At 71.0% G+C, this 16614-nt stretch carries 21 protein-coding genes, 1 tRNA gene and 5 pseudogenes; 18 read left to right on the forward strand and 9 right to left on the reverse strand.

Features of this window, described 5'->3' with window-relative positions; genetic code table 11:
- Positions 1-1099: 1099 nt before the first annotated feature.
- Positions 1100-2041, forward strand: coding sequence for a Yip1 family protein (locus D1J60_RS16610; RefSeq protein ID WP_125821621.1), 942 nt, complete (start codon positions 1100-1102; stop codon positions 2039-2041).
- 92 nt (positions 2042-2133) lie between these two features.
- Here the strand turns inward: D1J60_RS16610 and D1J60_RS16615 are convergent, their stop codons facing one another.
- Both D1J60_RS16615 and dcd read right to left on the reverse strand, forming a co-directional pair.
- Entirely contained in the window at positions 2134-2634 is a 501-nt protein-coding gene (locus D1J60_RS16615) for a phosphoribosyltransferase (protein WP_125603639.1), read from the reverse strand.
- Positions 2631-3218, reverse strand: coding sequence for a dCTP deaminase (gene dcd / locus D1J60_RS16620; RefSeq protein WP_125603638.1), 588 nt, complete (start codon positions 3216-3218; stop codon positions 2631-2633). The genes D1J60_RS16615 and dcd overlap by 4 nt, the downstream gene beginning before the upstream one ends.
- Positions 3219-3691: 473 nt before the next feature.
- On the opposite strand from dcd, the gene D1J60_RS16630 reads away from it, so the two are divergent.
- Positions 3692-3765: transfer RNA gene (locus D1J60_RS16630), tRNA-Gly, on the forward strand.
- Positions 3766-4034: 269 nt separating this feature from the next.
- Here D1J60_RS16630 and D1J60_RS16635 read toward each other — a convergent pair.
- Positions 4035-4379: pseudogene (locus D1J60_RS16635) on the reverse strand (GNAT family protein); the annotation flags it as partial.
- A 278-nt stretch (positions 4380-4657) separates the two neighbouring features.
- On the opposite strand from D1J60_RS16635, the gene D1J60_RS16640 reads away from it, so the two are divergent.
- Both D1J60_RS16640 and D1J60_RS16645 read left to right on the forward strand, forming a co-directional pair.
- Complete coding sequence (locus D1J60_RS16640) at positions 4658-5014, forward strand: hypothetical protein (RefSeq protein ID WP_125821622.1); 357 nt, start codon at positions 4658-4660, stop codon at positions 5012-5014.
- A 74-nt stretch (positions 5015-5088) separates the two neighbouring features.
- Positions 5089-5286, forward strand: coding sequence for a hypothetical protein (locus tag D1J60_RS16645; RefSeq protein WP_125821623.1), 198 nt, complete (start codon positions 5089-5091; stop codon positions 5284-5286).
- 61 nt (positions 5287-5347) lie between these two features.
- On the opposite strand, the gene D1J60_RS16650 is transcribed toward D1J60_RS16645, so the two are convergent.
- From D1J60_RS16650 to D1J60_RS16655, 3 genes are all read right to left on the reverse strand, one after another.
- The gene (locus tag D1J60_RS16650; protein WP_125821624.1) at positions 5348-5530 is read right to left on the reverse strand and encodes a CsbD family protein; all 183 of its coding nucleotides are present in this window, start codon (positions 5528-5530) and stop codon (positions 5348-5350) included.
- 369 nt (positions 5531-5899) lie between these two features.
- Positions 5900-6067 carry a hypothetical protein gene (locus tag D1J60_RS37290; RefSeq protein ID WP_164720783.1) on the reverse strand — a complete coding sequence of 56 codons (168 nt, stop codon included), beginning with the start codon at positions 6065-6067 and terminating at the stop codon, positions 5900-5902.
- A 31-nt stretch (positions 6068-6098) separates the two neighbouring features.
- A complete protein-coding gene (locus tag D1J60_RS16655) occupies positions 6099-6455 on the reverse strand; it encodes a PRC-barrel domain-containing protein (RefSeq protein WP_125821625.1) in 357 nt (118 codons plus the stop codon).
- Between the two features lie 284 nt (positions 6456-6739).
- Between D1J60_RS16655 and D1J60_RS16660 the strand changes: the two genes are divergently transcribed.
- Entirely contained in the window at positions 6740-6940 is a 201-nt protein-coding gene (locus D1J60_RS16660) for a hypothetical protein (protein ID WP_125821626.1), read from the forward strand.
- Between the two features lie 63 nt (positions 6941-7003).
- On the forward strand, positions 7004-7768 hold the full coding sequence (locus D1J60_RS16665) for an alpha/beta hydrolase (protein WP_125821627.1): 765 nt from the start codon (positions 7004-7006) through the stop codon (positions 7766-7768).
- A gap of 10 nt (positions 7769-7778) precedes the next feature.
- Here D1J60_RS16665 and D1J60_RS16670 read toward each other — a convergent pair whose 3' ends face one another.
- Positions 7779-8282: a DUF5994 family protein gene (locus D1J60_RS16670; protein ID WP_125821628.1), complete on the reverse strand. Its 504-nt coding sequence runs from the start codon at positions 8280-8282 to the stop codon at positions 7779-7781.
- 291 nt (positions 8283-8573) lie between these two features.
- Between D1J60_RS16670 and D1J60_RS16675 the strand changes: the two genes are divergently transcribed.
- The 11 genes and pseudogenes from D1J60_RS16675 to D1J60_RS38070 form a co-directional block, all read left to right on the forward strand.
- Positions 8574-9146 carry a DUF5994 family protein gene (locus tag D1J60_RS16675; RefSeq protein ID WP_125821629.1) on the forward strand — a complete coding sequence of 191 codons (573 nt, stop codon included), beginning with the start codon at positions 8574-8576 and terminating at the stop codon, positions 9144-9146.
- Between the two features lie 5 nt (positions 9147-9151).
- Entirely contained in the window at positions 9152-9421 is a 270-nt protein-coding gene (locus D1J60_RS16680) for a hypothetical protein (protein WP_125821630.1), read from the forward strand.
- Positions 9422-9470: 49 nt separating this feature from the next.
- Positions 9471-9731: pseudogene (locus tag D1J60_RS38065) on the forward strand (hypothetical protein); the annotation flags it as partial.
- Positions 9732-9906: 175 nt separating this feature from the next.
- On the forward strand, positions 9907-11106 hold the full coding sequence (locus D1J60_RS16690) for a PP2C family protein-serine/threonine phosphatase (RefSeq protein ID WP_125821631.1): 1200 nt from the start codon (positions 9907-9909) through the stop codon (positions 11104-11106).
- Between the two features lie 184 nt (positions 11107-11290).
- Positions 11291-11722, forward strand: a complete 432-nt coding sequence (locus D1J60_RS16695; RefSeq protein ID WP_125821632.1) for a DUF5994 family protein — start codon at positions 11291-11293, stop codon at positions 11720-11722.
- A gap of 291 nt (positions 11723-12013) precedes the next feature.
- Positions 12014-12217 (forward strand): cold-shock protein, encoded by a 204-nt coding sequence (locus tag D1J60_RS16700; protein ID WP_125821633.1) that lies wholly within the window; start codon positions 12014-12016, stop codon positions 12215-12217.
- A 69-nt stretch (positions 12218-12286) separates the two neighbouring features.
- Positions 12287-12472 (forward strand): hypothetical protein, encoded by a 186-nt coding sequence (locus tag D1J60_RS16705; RefSeq protein WP_125821634.1) that lies wholly within the window; start codon positions 12287-12289, stop codon positions 12470-12472.
- On the forward strand, positions 12469-13974 hold the full coding sequence (locus tag D1J60_RS16710) for a DEAD/DEAH box helicase (RefSeq protein WP_125821635.1): 1506 nt from the start codon (positions 12469-12471) through the stop codon (positions 13972-13974). The genes D1J60_RS16705 and D1J60_RS16710 overlap by 4 nt, the downstream gene beginning before the upstream one ends.
- A gap of 148 nt (positions 13975-14122) precedes the next feature.
- Complete coding sequence (locus tag D1J60_RS16715; protein ID WP_125824062.1) at positions 14123-14407, forward strand: CBS domain-containing protein; 285 nt, start codon at positions 14123-14125, stop codon at positions 14405-14407.
- Positions 14408-14451: 44 nt separating this feature from the next.
- Positions 14452-14686, forward strand: a pseudogene (locus tag D1J60_RS16720) (SCO5918 family protein); the annotation flags it as partial.
- A gap of 364 nt (positions 14687-15050) precedes the next feature.
- Positions 15051-15179, forward strand: a pseudogene (locus D1J60_RS38070) (MerR family transcriptional regulator); the annotation flags it as partial.
- 61 nt (positions 15180-15240) lie between these two features.
- On the opposite strand, the pseudogene D1J60_RS38075 reads toward D1J60_RS38070, so the two are convergent.
- Positions 15241-15438 (reverse strand): annotated as a pseudogene (locus D1J60_RS38075) (histidine kinase); the annotation flags it as partial.
- A gap of 101 nt (positions 15439-15539) precedes the next feature.
- On the opposite strand from D1J60_RS38075, the gene D1J60_RS16730 reads away from it, so the two are divergent.
- Complete coding sequence (locus D1J60_RS16730; protein WP_125821637.1) at positions 15540-15962, forward strand: hypothetical protein; 423 nt, start codon at positions 15540-15542, stop codon at positions 15960-15962.
- Between the two features lie 77 nt (positions 15963-16039).
- On the opposite strand, the gene D1J60_RS16735 is transcribed toward D1J60_RS16730, so the two are convergent.
- The gene (locus D1J60_RS16735; RefSeq protein WP_125821638.1) at positions 16040-16474 is read right to left on the reverse strand and encodes an NUDIX domain-containing protein; all 435 of its coding nucleotides are present in this window, start codon (positions 16472-16474) and stop codon (positions 16040-16042) included.
- Between the last annotated feature and the right edge of the window lie 140 nt (positions 16475-16614).

The raw sequence follows: 16614 nt of genomic DNA on the forward strand, positions 1-16614 counted from the left end.
AGGCGGAGGCCAAGGCGGCAGCCGAGGCCGAGGCGGAGGCCAAGGCGGCAGCCGAGGCCGAGGCCGAGACGCCTGCGGCGGAGGCGACCGCCGAGGACAAGGCCCCGTCCAAGGAGGAGGCTCCGGCCGAGGCCGAGGCGACGCCGAAGCCCGACGGCCAGCCGGCCGCGAAGGCCGAAGCCGCCGACGAGGCGCCCGCGGCGAAGCCGACGGCGGAGGCCAAGGACGAGGCTCCGGCCAAGGATGAGCCCAAGGCCCCGGCGGAGGCCCCGGCAGCGGCTCCGGCCGAGGCTGAGACCGAGGACGCGCCCAAGGCCACGGCCGAGGCCCCGGCCGAGGCCGACGCCAAGCCCGCCGCGAAGCCCGCAGCTGCCGAGGAGGCCCCTGCGGCGAAGCCGGCGACCGAGGCGAAGGACGAGGCTCCCGCCGAGGACGAGTCCAAGGCCACGGCCGAGGCCCCGGCCCAGGCCGACGAGGCCCCTGCGGCGAAGCCGACGGTCGAGGCCAAGGACGAGGCTCCGGCCGAGCCCAAGGCCGCGGCTGAGGCCCCGGCCGAGGTCGATGCCAAGCCGGCGGACGCCGACGAGGCCTCTGCGGCCGCAGCGAAGAACGAGGCTCCGGCCGAGGCCGGGACCGAGGCGGCGCCGAAGGCGGGCTCCGAGCCGAAGGCCGAGGTCAAGGCTGCGGACGAGGACGACGCGGCGGAGGCCGGCAGGGGCGAGGCGAAGCCCGAGGCGGCGAAGTAGCCCCAGCCGAACAGCACGCACGCACGGAACGGCCGGTCCCCCTCCCTCGAGCTCGACGAGGGGGCCGGCCGTTCGGCGTGTCAGCCGTCGGTGCGGTTCCGGCGGAGCATCGCGAAGCCGGGGCCCGCCGCGCCCGTCGCGGCCATGCCACCGCCCGCGGCCGGTTCCCGAGGCCCCGGACCGGATACGTACGCATTCCGTCGGCTGCGTGACGAACCGCCACGGAAGCCCCCGCAACCGCGCAAAACACCCTCCCCCGGCTCCCCCTAGGGGATGTCACAGGTCAGCCGCAAAGGCCGCCCGTTCCGGCGGCCCGGCCACGGCCGCCCGGCGGAGCAGGTACTTTCGATCACGTGGCTGGATTCAGGATCGGACGCGGCAGGGACGACAACCACCCTCCGCAGCAACCCCCGCACACCCCGCGGCAGCAGCCGTACGGTCAGCAGCAGCAGCAAGCGCCGCAGGCACCGTACGGTCATCAGCCCTACCCGCCCGCAGGCCCACCGCCGCAGCAGCACTGGCCGGCCCAGGGCGGCGCGGGCGACCACGGCGAGCCGGAGTACTTCGACCCGTACTCCCAGCCGCGCCCGCACCCGCACGCGCACCAGCAGCCGCCGCAGGACCCGTACGCGGGCCGGCAGGGGGCCTCGTACGCGAACGACCCGGGGTACACCCAGGCCTTCTCGGTCGGCGAGGACCCGTACGGCCAGGGCGCGACGTACCAGGCGGGCGCGGCCCCCGCGGCCCCCGTCGGGCCGCGGCTGCACTGGAAGGACCTGCTGCGCGGCATCGTGCTGCGCCCGGGGCCGACCTTCCTCCAGATGCGGGACTACCCCGTCTGGGGCCCGGCGCTGGTGGTGACCTTCGTCTACGGCATGCTCGCGGTCTTCGGCTTCGACAAGGCCCGCGAGGACGCCATCAAGGCGACCCTCGGCCAGGTGATCCCGATCATCCTCAGCGCGGGCGTGGCCTTCGTCCTGTGCGGCATGATCCTCGGCGCGGTCACCCACACCCTGGCCCGGCAGCTGGGCGGCGACGGCGCGTGGCAGCCGACCGTGGGCCTGTCGATGCTGGTCATGTCGATCACGGACGCGCCGCGCCTGCTGGTGGCGGTGTTCCTGGGCGGCGACAACATGTTCGTGCAGGTGCTGGGCTGGGTGACCTGGCTGGCGGCCGGCGCGCTCTTCACCTCGATGGTGAGCAAGTCGCACGACCTGCCGTGGCAGAAGGCGCTGGGCGCGTCCGCGATCCAGCTGGTCGCACTGCTCTCGATGATCAAGCTCGGCACGCTCTGACAGCCGACGCACACGAAAGGGCCCGCCGCGCGACCGCGCGACGGGCCCTTCCCGTATCCGTGCCCGTACCGTGCCCGTGTCCGTCTCGCGGCTCAGGCGTCGAGGACCTGGCCCTCGCGCTTCACCACGGGCGGCTGGACCGACCAGGGGAACTCGATCCAGTCGTCGGTGCGCTTCCAGACGTACTCGCACTGGACGAGGGAGTGGGACTTCTCGTAGATGACGGCGGACCGCACCTCGGCGACGTGGCCGAGGCAGAAGTCGTGGACGAGCTTGAGCGTCTTGCCCGTGTCGGCCACGTCGTCGGCGATCAGGACCTTCTTGTCCGTGAAGTCGATCGCCTCGGGGACGGGCGCGAGCATGACCGGCATCTCCAGCGTGGTGCCGACGCCGGTGTAGAACTCCACGTTCACGAGGTGGATGTTCTTGCAGTCGAGCGCGTACGCCAGGCCGCCGGCGACGAAGACGCCGCCGCGGGCGATGCTCAGGATGATGTCCGGCTCGTAGCCGTCGTCGGCGATGGTCTGCGCCAGCTCGCGGACGGCGCGCCCGAAGCCCTCGTAGGACAGGTTCTCGCGTACTGCGTCGCTCATGCTTCGTGCCTCACCTGGGTACGGTGGAAGTTCTGGAAGGAACGCGAGGCGGTCGGCCCGCGCTGCCCCTGGTACCGGGATCCGTACCGCTCGCTGCCGTACGGGAACTCCGCGGGCGAGCTGAGGCGGAACATGCACAGCTGCCCGATCTTCATGCCCGGCCAGAGCTTGATCGGAAGGGTGGCCAGGTTCGACAGCTCCAGGGTCACGTGCCCCGAGAACCCGGGGTCGATGAATCCGGCGGTCGAGTGCGTCACCAGACCCAGGCGCCCCAGGCTGGACTTCCCCTCCAGTCTGGAGGCGATGTCCTCGGGGAGCGAGATGACCTCGTACGTCGAGGCGAGCACGAACTCACCCGGATGCAGGATGAACGCCTCGTCGCCCTCGGGCTCGACCATGCGGGTCAGGTCGGGCTGCTCGGTGGCGGGGTCGATGTGCGCGTAGCGGTGGTTCTCGAAGACCCGGAAGAACCGGTCGAGGCGTACGTCGATGCTGGAGGGCTGCACCATCGACTCGTCGAAGGGGTCAATGCGAACCCGTCCGCTGTCGATCTCGGCCCGGATGTCTTTATCAGAGAGAAGCACGTCCCGAGGATACGCAGAGCGCGCGGGCCACCCCCAATCGAGAAGGCCCCCCGCGCGCCCGCACTGCCCGTGTCCTGCCGCCCTACCGCTTAACGCCGCCGACGGGCACCGCGTGCCTCAGCCGCGCGCACCGCGGACACCGCAGCAGCCGCCCGGGCCCGATCCGTCCGGCACCGAGATGCTGCAACGGGAACGAAGCGGTGCTGAAAACATGCCCTTCGGCACAACGGACGACTGTGTGCTCCATCGAGTCCCTTTCCCCAACGAGCCGTAACGCGATGAATCGCCACATTAGGGGATGATCGGGACCCACTCCAGCCGCCGCTCCGCACCCCAACGGTACGCCCCAACTCCCGCCCCCACGAACCCTCCTGCGCCGCCGGGACGACGACGACCCCGACGGGAGAATTCACCGGGGGTCGATCATGGGGTACAGTGTGCAACGGTAGGGATCCAGGCAACTGGACCACTGCGCGGATGTAGTTTAATGGTAGAACATGAGCTTCCCAAGCTTATAGCGCGGGTTCGATTCCCGTCATCCGCTCCATAGCAAAGCCCCAGGTCAACGACCTGGGGCTTGTTTGTTGTCTAGACCCATCGAGGCCCGCGCGCCCCTCAGACACGTTCCTGGAGCTCTGCGATGCAGGGGCCGCAGGCGTACGTGGGGCCTCGGCGCCGCCGATACCGACCGGCCGACCCGCAGGACGCGGGCCACTTGCTGTCCGCAGTACAGCCAGCACACCCCGTAGACCCACTCGTTGCCATCGTCGGTAGTCGGCGCAGGTGGTGCCGTAAGCCTGGCCGGTCAGCACCAGCTCACCTGTCCTGCCCGCTGTCAGCAGCGGACAGGGGCGCGTCCGCCGGGGCTCCTTCGTCAGTGCTCAGGTCAAAGGTGCCGGTCGGTGCCCACTCGTGCTCCAGGATCGAGTAGGTGATCGAGTCCCGCCAGGCTCCGTGAACGAAGACGTGGTCGCGGATCCGCCCGTCCTCGGTCATGCCCGCCCGCAGGAGGGTGCGCGCGGATGCCTCGTTGAGCGGCGAGCGTGCGGCCCATATGCGGTGCAGGCCCAGGACCTTGAAGCCGAGCGCACACAGCATGTGGACGCTCTCCGTGCCGAGGCCCTTGCCCCACTCGGCCGGGTTCAGGGCGAAGCCGATGGTGGCCGCCTGCTGGGGTTCGGTCGCGAGGCGTGCCTAGCCGATCAGCCGGTGTTCACCGGCCGGGGTGATGGCCAGGAGGGCGGCGGTGTCCTCGGGTTCGACTTCGAGCAGCGCCAGGCGGGGGCCGGCCAGGTGGACTGGGGTCATGGCTGCGGAGCCTACCGGCGGGGTCATCGGACGAGGACGGACGTCGGGCTGGCCGTGAAGGCTTCGATCTCCTCGCGGAGGCCGGCCGCCACCGCGCCTCGGCTTCGCCGGCCCTCGGCCTGCAGGGCGGCATGGACCCGCTGGGCGCTGCTGGTGATGCCGAAGTTCCGCTGCTCGATGGGGAGATCGAGTACCGGCTGGACGGCTTCGATGGCTCCCTCGATCTCGCCACGAGCGATGCGGGCGAGGGCGAGGTCGGTCTGCGCGCCGGCCTCGTCGCCGAAGGCCCATTCGTCCTCCGTGGCGGTGCGGTACGCGGCGACAGCGGCCTCGGACCGGCTCTCGCCGAGTGCGGGGTCCGCTGGATGGCGGCACGGGTGGCCTCGCCGTCGCCGAGGAGGGCGTGGGCGCGGGCGGAGAGACAGGCCAGCCAGACGCTGGTGGTGCCGCGGACGTTGCCTGCCGCACCGAGGCCGAGTGTGGCGTAGTCGGCGGTCTCGGAGGGGCGCCCGGCCCAGTAGGAGATGAGCGACTGCAGGGAACGGACCCAGGCACGCATGGCGTGGTGGTCGGCGTTGTCGGCGCAGACGAAGGCGGTGCGGGCCTGCATCATCGCGGCGCTGGGGTTGCCCAGGTCGTGGCTGGCTTTGGCGAGCATGCCGGAGGTGATGCCGGCGAGCAGGTAGGGATCGCGGGCCTGCAGGGGCTTGACCCGGCCGTGCTCGAGGAGCCGGAAGGTGAGGTCCTGTACCTCAACTAGGTCGCCGAGCAAGGTCGGCAAGGCCAGCCTCGGGTAGGCGACGGTGAGCCGTCGCACTTCGTCATGGATCTGGCCCAGGGTCTCCGGACCGATGTTGCTGCCCGGCCTGCTTGGCGTTGCCCTTGATCTGGTCACCGCGGCCTTCGGCCCGCAGGTGCCAGCTGCCGGTCACGCGGCCGACGGTCTTCTTGGCGCCGCCCTTGAACGCCTCCGCCTTGTGCGCGATCTTCTTGCCGATACTCATCGGTGGCCACCCTTCGCTGGTCGACGGCGTCTTCGCGCCCCTGGTCGCCGGTGGCCGGCTCCCGGCGCGCGGTGCGTCCCGGGCGAGCGTGTGGCCGCGGCGTACCTCGGGCACCAGCCAGGAGAAGCCTCGGCCCGAACAGGGCCACGGCCCCCTGGCTCTCCACGTCAGGACCGTCCTGCCCGGGGAGCGACAGGCAGAGGGCCTGTCCAACCTGGGAACCGGGGCTTGCATCACTCCGCAGAGCGGGGGACGTCGATCGTGCTGATCATCGTCGGCGCGACCGGAGGCATGCTGTACCCGGTCTCCGCCGGCGTACTGCTCCTGATCGCCGACGTGCTCCACCTCGCCGCGAGAGGGCCGGCCTCCTCAGCGGATGTTGCGGCGTCCGGAGCGGCGCCCGCGCATGCCCAGGCAGACCAGGGCCACCACGAAGACCAGGATGCCGATGAACAGCAAATAGAGCATTCCTTTGACGACAGCGCCGACGATGCCCAGCACCATCGCCACGACGAGCAGGATCAGGAAGACCTTCACGGCGTGGACACCTCCTCGAGCGAGTGGGGGCTCAGCGGCGGGCGAGCTGCCGCTCGCCGCCCGCACCGGGCCGGTAGGTGAGGCCGTAGTGCTCGAAGACGGCCGCCTCTTCCTCGGCGGGCAGGACGTCGTCCGTGCCGATCGAAGGGCTCTTCTTCACCAGCGCCTTGTCGTAGTCGACCTTGACGTACCCCGGCCCGACGATCGCGCCACCCAGCGGAACGAAGACCAGCCGGTGCCGGGTGGGCAGCCCCACCAGCACAGTGGCCATGGCCGGCTCGTCCGTGCTGGTGTCCACGTAGACGGCCTCCAGCGCGCCGATCCTGTGGCCGCCCGAGTCGACCACATCGTGGGTGCGCCACTCGCGAATGTCCGCCGCCTGGATCATCCTCAGGTCCCTTCGCACGATCACAGCCCGGCCGGTGCACCCCCTAGCCTGCCCCCGCCTGCCCGAGGAAACCAGCGCGGCACTCCGCAACAACGCACCGCCCGTCACACCCGCCTGCCATTCGCCCGCCACGGCTGCCCTGACGGGGCGCCAGGTTGCGCCACGTCGGGGACGGGCGTCACCCGTGTGCGTCGCTTCGCAATCGACATGATGCAGACCGTCACTCTGCGTGTGAGCGTGATCCGAGAGGAATCCGTACCCACGCGTCAAAAGGAGTCGCAGTCATGGGCGGTACGTCGGACAAGCGTCAGGAGCCGGGCAAGGGACGCGAGGCACAGAGTCACCAGCGCCCCGGAGACCCAGCGCACCCTCAGCCGGGGAAGCAGTCTCGCAAACCGGGACAGAAGCAGGACCAGAAGGAGACCGGGCGCCGCCGCGAGGACGACCTGCTGCGCGAAGAGGACCTGCATGACGAGTCGCTTTGACGAGAGCGGCAGCCGACAGGAAACGCCCCGGTCGTACGCGACCACCGATGAACAGGGGATGTTGTGACAGGACAGGTCGTTCCGCACGACGTACTCGGCACCGGCTCCGAACGAGCCCTCCTGCTGCACAACTGGTTCGGCGACCGGTCGAGCTTCGGCCCGATGCGCGAGTACTTGAACGGGGACGCGTTCAGCTACGCGTTCCTGGACTGCCGCGGGTACGGCGAGGCGATGGACGCCGACGGCGCGTTCACGATGGACGAGGTCGCCGAGGACTCCTTGGCCGTGGCCGACCATCTGGGCTGGGACTCCTTCTCGGTCATCGGCCACTCCATGGGCGGCAAGGCGGCCCAGCTGATGCTGTTGGAGGCCCCGGAGCGCATCCGCTCGGTCATCGGCATCTCGGCGGTGCCCGCGTCCGGATTCCCGCTCGAGGGCGAGATGTGGGAGCTGTTCGCCGGGGCGGCGACGAATCCCGGAAACCGCAGGGCGATCATCGACAACACCACCGGCGGGCTGCACGACGACACCTGGCTGGACGCGATGGTGAGCCGCTCGGTGGGACGTTCCTCGGCGACGGCCTTTCGCACATACCTGGACTCGTGGGCGCGGGTCGACTTCCACGAGCGGGTGGAGGGCAACCCGGCCCCCGTCCTCCTCCTCGCCGGTGCGAACGACCCCGCGCTGGGACCCGAGGCCATGCGGGCCACCTGGATGCAGTGGTACCCGAACGCCCAGTTGGAGGTGCTCCCGAATACGGGGCACTACGCGCCAGAGGAGTCCCCCGAGGCGGCCGGCGCGGCCATCGAACGGTACCTCGGCAGCTGAGGCTTCAGGATCAGGCCGTCGGGTCGGCGGTGGCACCGTCGGCGGGTCCAGGTGTGGTGGCGATGAGGATCTGAGCCGCCTCGGTGATGTTGTCGGCGCGGACGGCGCGGGCCATCGCTTCGCGGGCGGCGTCGGCCGTGGTGTCCGGGGGAACGACCAGCAGGGCGAAGTGGTCGTTGGCGCCGCGGGTGATCAGGACGGTGTCGTCGCCGACGGGGTCGGAGTCGATGTGCACGACCTGGTCGTCGATGACCAGGCGGGTGGGGAGGCCGTTCCAGGCGGATGCGTCCACGCCCACACAGGTGATCGGCCCGAGATGCCCGGTCAGGACGCTGATCAGCGCGGGCAGCTCGGTCTCGATGTCGCGGGTGCGGGGCCACCACGCGCCGTCGAGGCGCCCCTCCCGGGACCGCTTCGTCTCCAGCCGCAGCAGCGCCGTGCCGGGTTCGACCGCCTGGTGGATCGCATCCGGCAGGAGTAGTGGCGGCCTGTGCGGAATGTCGGAGTCAGTCATGTGGATCCGCCCGTCTACGGGGTGCGGCCACGCCGCGTGGACGTCAGCACCGAGCCGACCCGCGAGGCACGCGAGCTTGCCGTCGCTCCACGGTACTCCCGTCGCCCGCACCGCCGCTCTCCACAGCGCCCCCACCGGAAAATACCTGGTCAAACCGGCCATTACCCATCGAGCAGGCGTACAGTGGAAGCACCGGAGGTACTTCGCGCACCAGCGTCCACGCAGGTGTCATTTCCGGTGATCGCCTAAATGCCGGGCTGCCGACGGGCAGCCCGGGGGCAGGTCCGCACCATGACCACCACCCTCGACCGGACCGCGCCCCGCGACCTCGCCGCAGAGCTTCCGGCACGCTTGTCCCTCACCCCGAAGACCACCCTCGCCGGCCAGCTGGACGGGGCCTGGTGGCCCCGCTCCCGCGACCTCGCGGCCGAGCTCCCGGCGCTCGTCGCCGCCCTGGCGGAGCCCTGGGGGCGCGTCACCCGCGTCACGGTGAACCCCACGCGCTGGCCCGTGATACCGCACACGGTCGCCGTGGACGGGCACACGCTGCACGTCGGCTGGTTCACCGAGCAGCACCCCGACAAGCTGATCCTGCTCTCCTACACCGTCGGCCGCTGGGACCTCCTCGTCATCCCGCCCGAGACCGGGCCCGCAGCCGCCGCCCGCCTGATGGCCGCCGCCGCGATCCCGGGCAGCACCCTGACGGCAGGCGTCCTCATGGCCGACGAGGCCGTCATCGGGCGCGGCATCCGCGACACCCGGCGCCAGGAGTCCACCTGGGACGGCGAAGGCGGGGCCTGCATGTCCCCCTTCCGGAACCCGATGGACCGAAGCACCCTGCCGCTGCCCGGTGGCTGGAGGTGAGCTCCGTGGAGACCGTCGCCCTCATCGCGGTGATCATCGTCGCGATCGCCGTCGGAATGCGCTGGATCCACCTGCTGAACGCCCAGCACGACGCGCGGATCGCGGCCTACCACTTCAGCGACCCCCTGCCGAGACCTCCCGGTCTGCCGGACGACACCCGCCTCCACCTCACCGTGGACCCGGCCACACCCGCCGGCCCCGCCCGCTCCCGGCCGACCGCCGGCCGGAGTACCGGCGGTACCGGCGGCACCGGCGCCCACTCCGGCGAGACCTGAGAGCCCCGACGGCCCCCGAGCCCGCCCCCGCACACGAAAGGGCGCGGCCATGGCCACACTGCGCGAACGCAAGACGTACCGCGAACAGGTGCTCCATGTCCTGTACGAAGCGGTCGAGGGCAACCGCCTCCTCGGCATCACCGGGGCGCGGCTGCGGCGCGACCTCCACGTGGCGGACCAGGACCTGGCCGCCGCCTGCACCTACCTGGCCGGTGAAGGACTGGTCACCGTCGACTGGGAACCCGGCAACACCCCGGCGATGGTCACGCTCACCCATGAGGGGATCAGGCGCCTGGAGGCCCAGGAGGAAGCGGCGCCCTGGACACGGGCGAACGTGTCGGTCTGGCGGGTGAACTCCCGGGTCATGGCCGCGCTGCCGTGCCGCTCCGAAGCCGTGTGGCGTGCCCCGTCGGCGGGGAGCATCCTGGAAGCCACGCCGCCCGTGCAACCGGACGCCGGCCCGCCGCCCGGCTGGAGGCAACAGGATGACCGTCGGAGGGCGTGGGGAACCGGACCGCTCGGAGAGCTTCGGGGAGGGGCTGCTCGGGCTGCTCCTGGACCGGGCGCACGAGCTGCCGCCGCATCTGGTCGCCCCGCTCGTCGCGGAGGCGGTGGCCCGGCTGGGCGGCCGCGAGCCGCAGATCCTGCTCCAGGACTACGGGCAGCAGATCCTGGTCCCCCTGCCCGGTATGGGAGCGGGGGCCGGGGGTTCCCAGCCCATTGACCGGTCCGAGGCCGGCCGGTGCTTCCTGGAGTCGCGCACCGTCGAAGTCCTGGCGCCCGACGGCGTACGGGTCCACCTGCCCCTGCTGGACGGCGGCGACCAGGTGGGGGTCCTGTCGGTCGCCCTGGACAGGATCGACGACGACGCCCGCCGCCTCATGCGCAGGATCGCGGGCCTGGCGGCCGACCTGCTGCAGACCAAGAACGGCTACACAGACCTCTTCTTCCGGACCCGACGCAGCGAACCGATGAGCGTCGCCGCGGAGATCCAGTGGTCCCTGCTGCCCCCGCTCTCGATGGTGATGCCTCACGTCGCGCTCGCCGGAGTCCTGGAGCCCGCATACGACGTCGCCGGCGACAGCTTCGACTACGCCCTCAACGGCGACGTCATGCACCTCGCCATGATCGACGCCATGGGACACGGCCTGGATGCGGCCACCATGGCCACGGTGGCCATCGGCGCGTACCGCCACGCCCGCCGGATCAGCATCGAGCTGTCCGAGATCTACCTCTTCATGGACCGCGCGGTCGCCGAGCAGTTCGACCCGGACCACTTCGTGACCGCCCAGATGATGCGCCTGGACACGGACACGGGCCGCCTCCAGTGGGTCAACGCGGGGCACCCCGCGCCGATGTTGGTCCGCGCACACCGCGTCGTAGGCCGGCTGGAGAGCCCCACGACCCTCCCCGTCGGCTTCGGCGGGGACCAGCCGCAGGTCAGCGCGGTGGCACTGGAGCCGGGCGACCGCGTCCTGTGCTTCACCGACGGCCTGGTCGAAGAACACGAGAGCGGGCAGGAGCAGTTCGGCGAGGAACAGCTGATCGACTGGGTGAACCAGCTGGAGGAGGCCGACCACGGGATCCGTACCGTGGCCCGGGAGCTGTCCCACAGCCTCAAGCGGGCGCGCGGCGAAACCACCTCGGACGACGCCACGCTCGTCCTGTTCGAGTGGCGCGGCTGACGGCCTCATGCACGACGTCCTGCTCCGGCTCCCGCCCGGCTGCGGCCTCCCTCCTCTTCGGCCACCCCGGAGTACGCTTGGAGGTACCGGGAGCACCTCGTACACCCGCCCCCATGCGGACGCCGTTCCCGGCGATCACTAGGCCGGGGCGCCCCCAGGCACCCCGGGGACGGGTCCCGGTCCCATGACCAGCACCACCGCTCCCACCCATCAGGCACGCCTGACACTCACGCCGAACACCGCCCTGGCCGGTCTGCTGGACGGTGCCTGGTGGCCGTACTCACGCGATCTCGCCACCGAGCTGCCGCCCCTCGTGGACGCGCTGCGGGCCCGCTGGGGACGCGTCACCCGCGTCACCGCGAACCCCGCATCCTGGCCTGTCGCGCCGCGCGAAGTCGCCGTCGGCGAATACGCCGTGCCCGTCGGCTGGTTCACGGGCCAGGATCTCGACACGATGATGCTGCTCTCGTACGGGCTCACCCGCTGCGATCTGCTCGTGATTCCCCCCGAGACCGAACCCGCTTCCGCCGCGCGCCTGATGGCGGCCGCGTCCACCCCGGGCAACCTCCACACCACGGGCACCCTCATGGCCGGCGAAGAAACGTCTATTCGCTGACTCCGGACCGAACGAAATATCTGTATCCGCGGACCGAGGTTCTGACCACTCACGCCCGGAGGATTTTTACCGGCGACACGGCGGGGAAAAAATTCACCACGCACGGACTGCAGCGACGTGCTACTGTCAAATTAGTTGCAGTTTTGGTACCCCAGATTCAAGCACTCTCGTCGGCCGCATGCCACACGGAAGCGCTTTGCATTTCCGGTCATTTTCCGGGCAGGGCATCATCGCGGCGACACGGCGTCCGTACGGTACGGATTCCGGCGTAATGCCCCAAGGAGACATGACATGAGTACTGGTACCGTCAAGTGGTTCAACGCGGAAAAGGGTTTCGGCTTCATCGAGCAGGACGGTGGCGGCCCTGACGTGTTCGCCCACTACTCGAACATTGCCAGCCAGGGCTTCCGCGAGCTCCAGGAAGGCCAGAAGGTCTCCTTCGACATCGCGCAGGGCCAGAAGGGCCCGACCGCCGAGAACATCGTTTCGGCCTGACGCCGACGCGTAACTTGCAGCTGGGGCCCGCATCCCTCGGGGTGCGGGCCCCAGCTGCATGCTTTTCTCATGCTTTTCACGCACACCTGCGCCTTTCGCGTTTATTTCGCTCGCCCGGTGGTGCCGACAGTTCGCCGCCCCGAGCCAAGCCGTTTACCGGCCGCATTTCATTCGGCCCGTGCCGTGATTCCCGACGCCGCTCTTCCGCCGCCGGAATTCCTCGATACGCGCCGCATCAAGGAAGGTTCTGAATGAACCCCACACGCACGAACGGCCGTTCCTCCCGCACCCGCCGCGACGGCGGCCGCGTGTACGGCTCAGCCGGTTCTGGACTGAGCAGCCCCTCCCGTTCGTCCGCCCCGAGCCGATCGGGAGCTCCGGGGCGTTTCGGCGGAGGCGGCCGGCGGCCCTCCCCGGCGCAGGGCGAGTTCGCTCCGCCGAAGACGGTCACCCCCGCGCTGCCCCCCGTCGAGAGGTTCGCCGATCTGGCCCTGGACCGGCGTTTGCTGGCCGTGCTCACCGTGCAGGGCGTGGCCGTCCCGTTCCCCATCCAGGGCGCGACACTGCCGAACTCCCTGGCCGGCCGTGACGTCCTCGGCCGTGGCCGGACCGGCTCCGGCAAGACCCTCGCCTTCGGTCTGTCCCTGCTCGCCCGCACCGCCGGACAGCTCGCCGAGCCCCGCCGGCCGCTGGCGCTCGTCCTGGTCCCCACCCGGGAACTCGCGCAGCAGGTCACCGACGCCCTCACTCCCTACGCCCGCGCCGTGAAACTGCGCCTGACCACCGTCGTCGGCGGAATGCCGATCCGTCGGCAGGCGAACGCGCTGCGCGGGGGCGTCGAAGTCGTCGTGGCCACGCCCGGCCGCCTCAAGGACCTGATCGACCGCGGCGACTGCCGGCTGGACCAGGTCTCGATCACCGTCCTGGACGAGGCCGATCAGATGGCCGACATGGGGTTCATGCCGCAGGTCACGGCGCTCCTGAACCAGGTCCGCCCCGAGGGCCAGTGCATGCTGTTCTCCGCGACCCTGGACCGCAACGTCGACCTCCTGGTCCGCCGCTACCTCAGCGATCCCGTCGTCCACTCCGTGGACCCCTCCCAGGGCGCGGTCACCACGATGGAGCACCACGTCCTGCACGTGCACGATGCCGACAAGCACCGGCTGACGACGGAGATCGCGGCGCGCGACGGCCGGGTGATCATGTTCCTGGACACCAAGCACGCCGTGGACCGCCTCACCGAGGACCTCCTCGACTGCGGTGTCCGTGCCGCCGCCCTGCACGGCGGGAAGTCGCAGCCACAACGCACCCGAACCCTCTCCCAGTTCAAGACCGGGCACGTCACCGTCCTGGTCGCGACGAACGTCGCCGCGCGCGGCATCCACGTCGACCACCTCGACCTCGTCGTCAACGTGGACCCGCCGGCCGACCACAAGGACTACCTCCACCGCGGCGGCCGTACCGCCCGGGCCGGCGAGTCCGGCAGCGTCGTCACCCTGGTCACCGCCGGCCAGCGCCGTGACATGACCCGCCTCATGGCGAACGCCGGGATCGTGCCCGAGACCACCCGGGTCCGCTCGGGCGAGGAGGCACTCGCCCGGATCACCGGCGCACGCATCCCGTCGGGCATCCCGGTGACGATCGCCGCACCGCCCGCCGCACCGCCCGGGCGCGACACGGCCTCCCGCGGTCGACGGCGTCCCACCTCGGCAGCACGGCGCGCCGACACGCGGCGTTCCGCCGACGCGGCGGCCTGAGCTCCACGTGATCCGGAAGTCGGCCCATCTCCCCAGGAGGCACGTTGTGACACCGGTCCGCACACAGCCCCGTTCGGCGCCCGCCATCACTGCGGCCAGGCCGGTGACCGACACCGGGGACGGGGGAGGACTCCAGGTCGGGGACCACATGACCGTCGAGGTGGCCCTGGCCGTCATGGCCGGTGCCCCCGCCGGGCGCCTGCTCGTCTGCGACGACGACGGCCTGTGCACCGGACTGGTCACCACGGCCCAGCTCGCCGCCGTCCGGGACAGCCCCTCCTACTCCGACCACCTCCGGCTGCGCGACCTCCCCGGCAACGGCGCGCCGACCGCCGGGCACCCCGGGAGCCACGTCCGGCTCCCCGTCCCGTGCGTGAGGGACGAACGGGACGGCAGCCCGGGTACCCCCGGGCCCGCCCTCGTCCTCGCCTGATCCCTGCGCGGGAAGCCAACCCCTTCCTCTCCTTGTGAGGGATCGTGCGCTGTGTCATCGCCCGCTTCCCCTTCGACCTCACCAAGAGCGGTGTCCTGGACTCCATGAAGGGCGTCAAGCCCGAGGAGATCACCAGCGAGTCCGTGATCATCGGTCGCCGCGCCTACCCGGTCAAACAGGTAGGACAGGTCATCACCGGCCAGGACCGCCGCGATTTCACCGCCGGAAGTCGTCCGGGCCACGACCAAGCTCGGTTTCACCTGCCGCGGTCCTTCCCGGCCCCCCGTACCGCTCCACCCCTCCGACCCGCTCCAGCGCGCTTCGGTGGCCCGGCCTCCCGGCAGGAACCTGACCCCGCATACGGACGGGCCTGAGCCGGTATCCGAACGGCCGGGAGAGCCCGGCCCGCGCACAGCCGACACCGTCGGCGCACTCCTCCAAGCCTGGTCCTCGCCCCGCCGGGCATCCGGCGGGGCGAAGTGCCGCCGGGCGGGTCCGGTGCGGGCTCGGGGATCGAGGCAGGCCGGCCGTCGGACACAGGAGGCGGCGCGATATCAGGGTCGGGAGATGGTGTAGTAGTTCCTTGAGGGTCCTGGTGCCGTACGGCACCAGGACCCTCAACGCGTTCCGCAGAGAGGCGCACATGACAGCAGACGACTCGTACGACCGTCTCGACGACGACTACCCCGCCTACACCATGGGCCGGGCCGCCGAAATGATCGGCACCACCCAGAGCTTCCTCCGTGCCATCGGAGAAGCCCGCCTGCGGACCAGCGGGCGTGGGACACGGCCTGCGCGGAGGCGGCCGGGTCGAGGGAGGCGAACGCCTCGGCCTTCTCCAACTGGAACCCGATCGCGGTCAGATGGTGCCCGAGGCTGTCATGGATCTCGCGGGCCAGCCGGTTGCGCTCCCGCGCCGCCGACAGCTGCGCCACCTGGGCGAGGGTGTCCTCCAGCCGCCCGCGGGCCTGCCGCTCCCGTACGGCGACCGCCGCCGTGGCCAGCGCCAGGACCACGCCGAGCGCGAACATCAGCAGGTCGGAGATGTACTCGGCCCGCACCGCCCAGTCCGGCACCCACAGGGTGAACGCGGCGCTGGCACCACGACTACCAGTGGAACCTCCTCCAGCGCGTGATCCGCGAGGAGCTCGACCCCGACTACGACGGACCCGGAACCCCCCAGCCGGGCAGCCCGCCCTGCCCCGCGGGCCCCGGAGCCGGCTGCGACACCGACTACGACTTCGCCTCCCGCCCCCGCGCCGTCCACGAGGCCCTGGAACGGATCTCCCTCACCGGGAACATCCGCCGCCCGCTCATCAGCATCCAGGGCGGCCTCGACGCCCTCACCCCGCCGACCGCCTTCGGCGACGCCTACCACCGCATGGTCACCGACGCCGGCCGCGCCGGCCTGCACCGCTACATCACGGTGGCGGGCGGTGCCCACACCGACGGCCTCGTCCCGCTCGACCCCGACCACCTGCGCCCGATGCTCGGCTCCTTCACCAAGGCCCTGACCGACCTCGAGTGCTGGACGCGCCCCACCTCCGCCCCCTGAGGGGCGCATCATCCGAACGTGCGGAATCGCCCCGGACGACCAAGGTCCGGGGCATCCGTCCAGCACGTCCAGGTCGTTCAGTGACGGAACGGGGCGAGGTTTCCGGCGCTGATGGCGCCCCTCAGGACCTGGGCGATCTCCTCGGGCCTGAGGTCGATGCGGTCGAGCCCTTCCACGGTCAGCGGGACCTGCTCCAGTGCGTACTCGCCGCGGCCCTCGGCGCTGAACTCGGGGCCGGTGCGGTCCTCGAAGGACCAGGTCGCGATGCGGGCGAGGTAGAAGAGCTGGCGCTCGTCGTCGGACTCCACGGTGTGGAGGAGGCGCACGATGTCGGCCTTCCCCGCGATCTCCTCGTGGATCTCCCGGTGGAGGGCGGCCTCCCGGGACTCGTCGCCGGGCTCGACGCCGCCGCCGGGGAGCACCCAGTACTCGGGGACATCGGGCTTGGTGCGGCGGATGACCAGCATCGTGTCGTCAGCGGTGACGAGGACGGCGCGGACTCGTTCCTTCATTTCGTTCTGTCTCCTTGCTCGTCGGCCTCTCAGTGCAGCAGCCGGCCGCCGCCGACGTGGACGAATTGTTCGCTGACGAACGAAGGCCCAGGTCAACGACCTGGGCCTTCGTTCTTCTCCAGACCGGTTCCGACTGGCTG

This window comes from Streptomyces sp. W1SF4 (assembly GCF_003950035.1).
GTDB lineage: Bacteria > Actinomycetota > Actinomycetes > Streptomycetales > Streptomycetaceae > Streptomyces > Streptomyces racemochromogenes.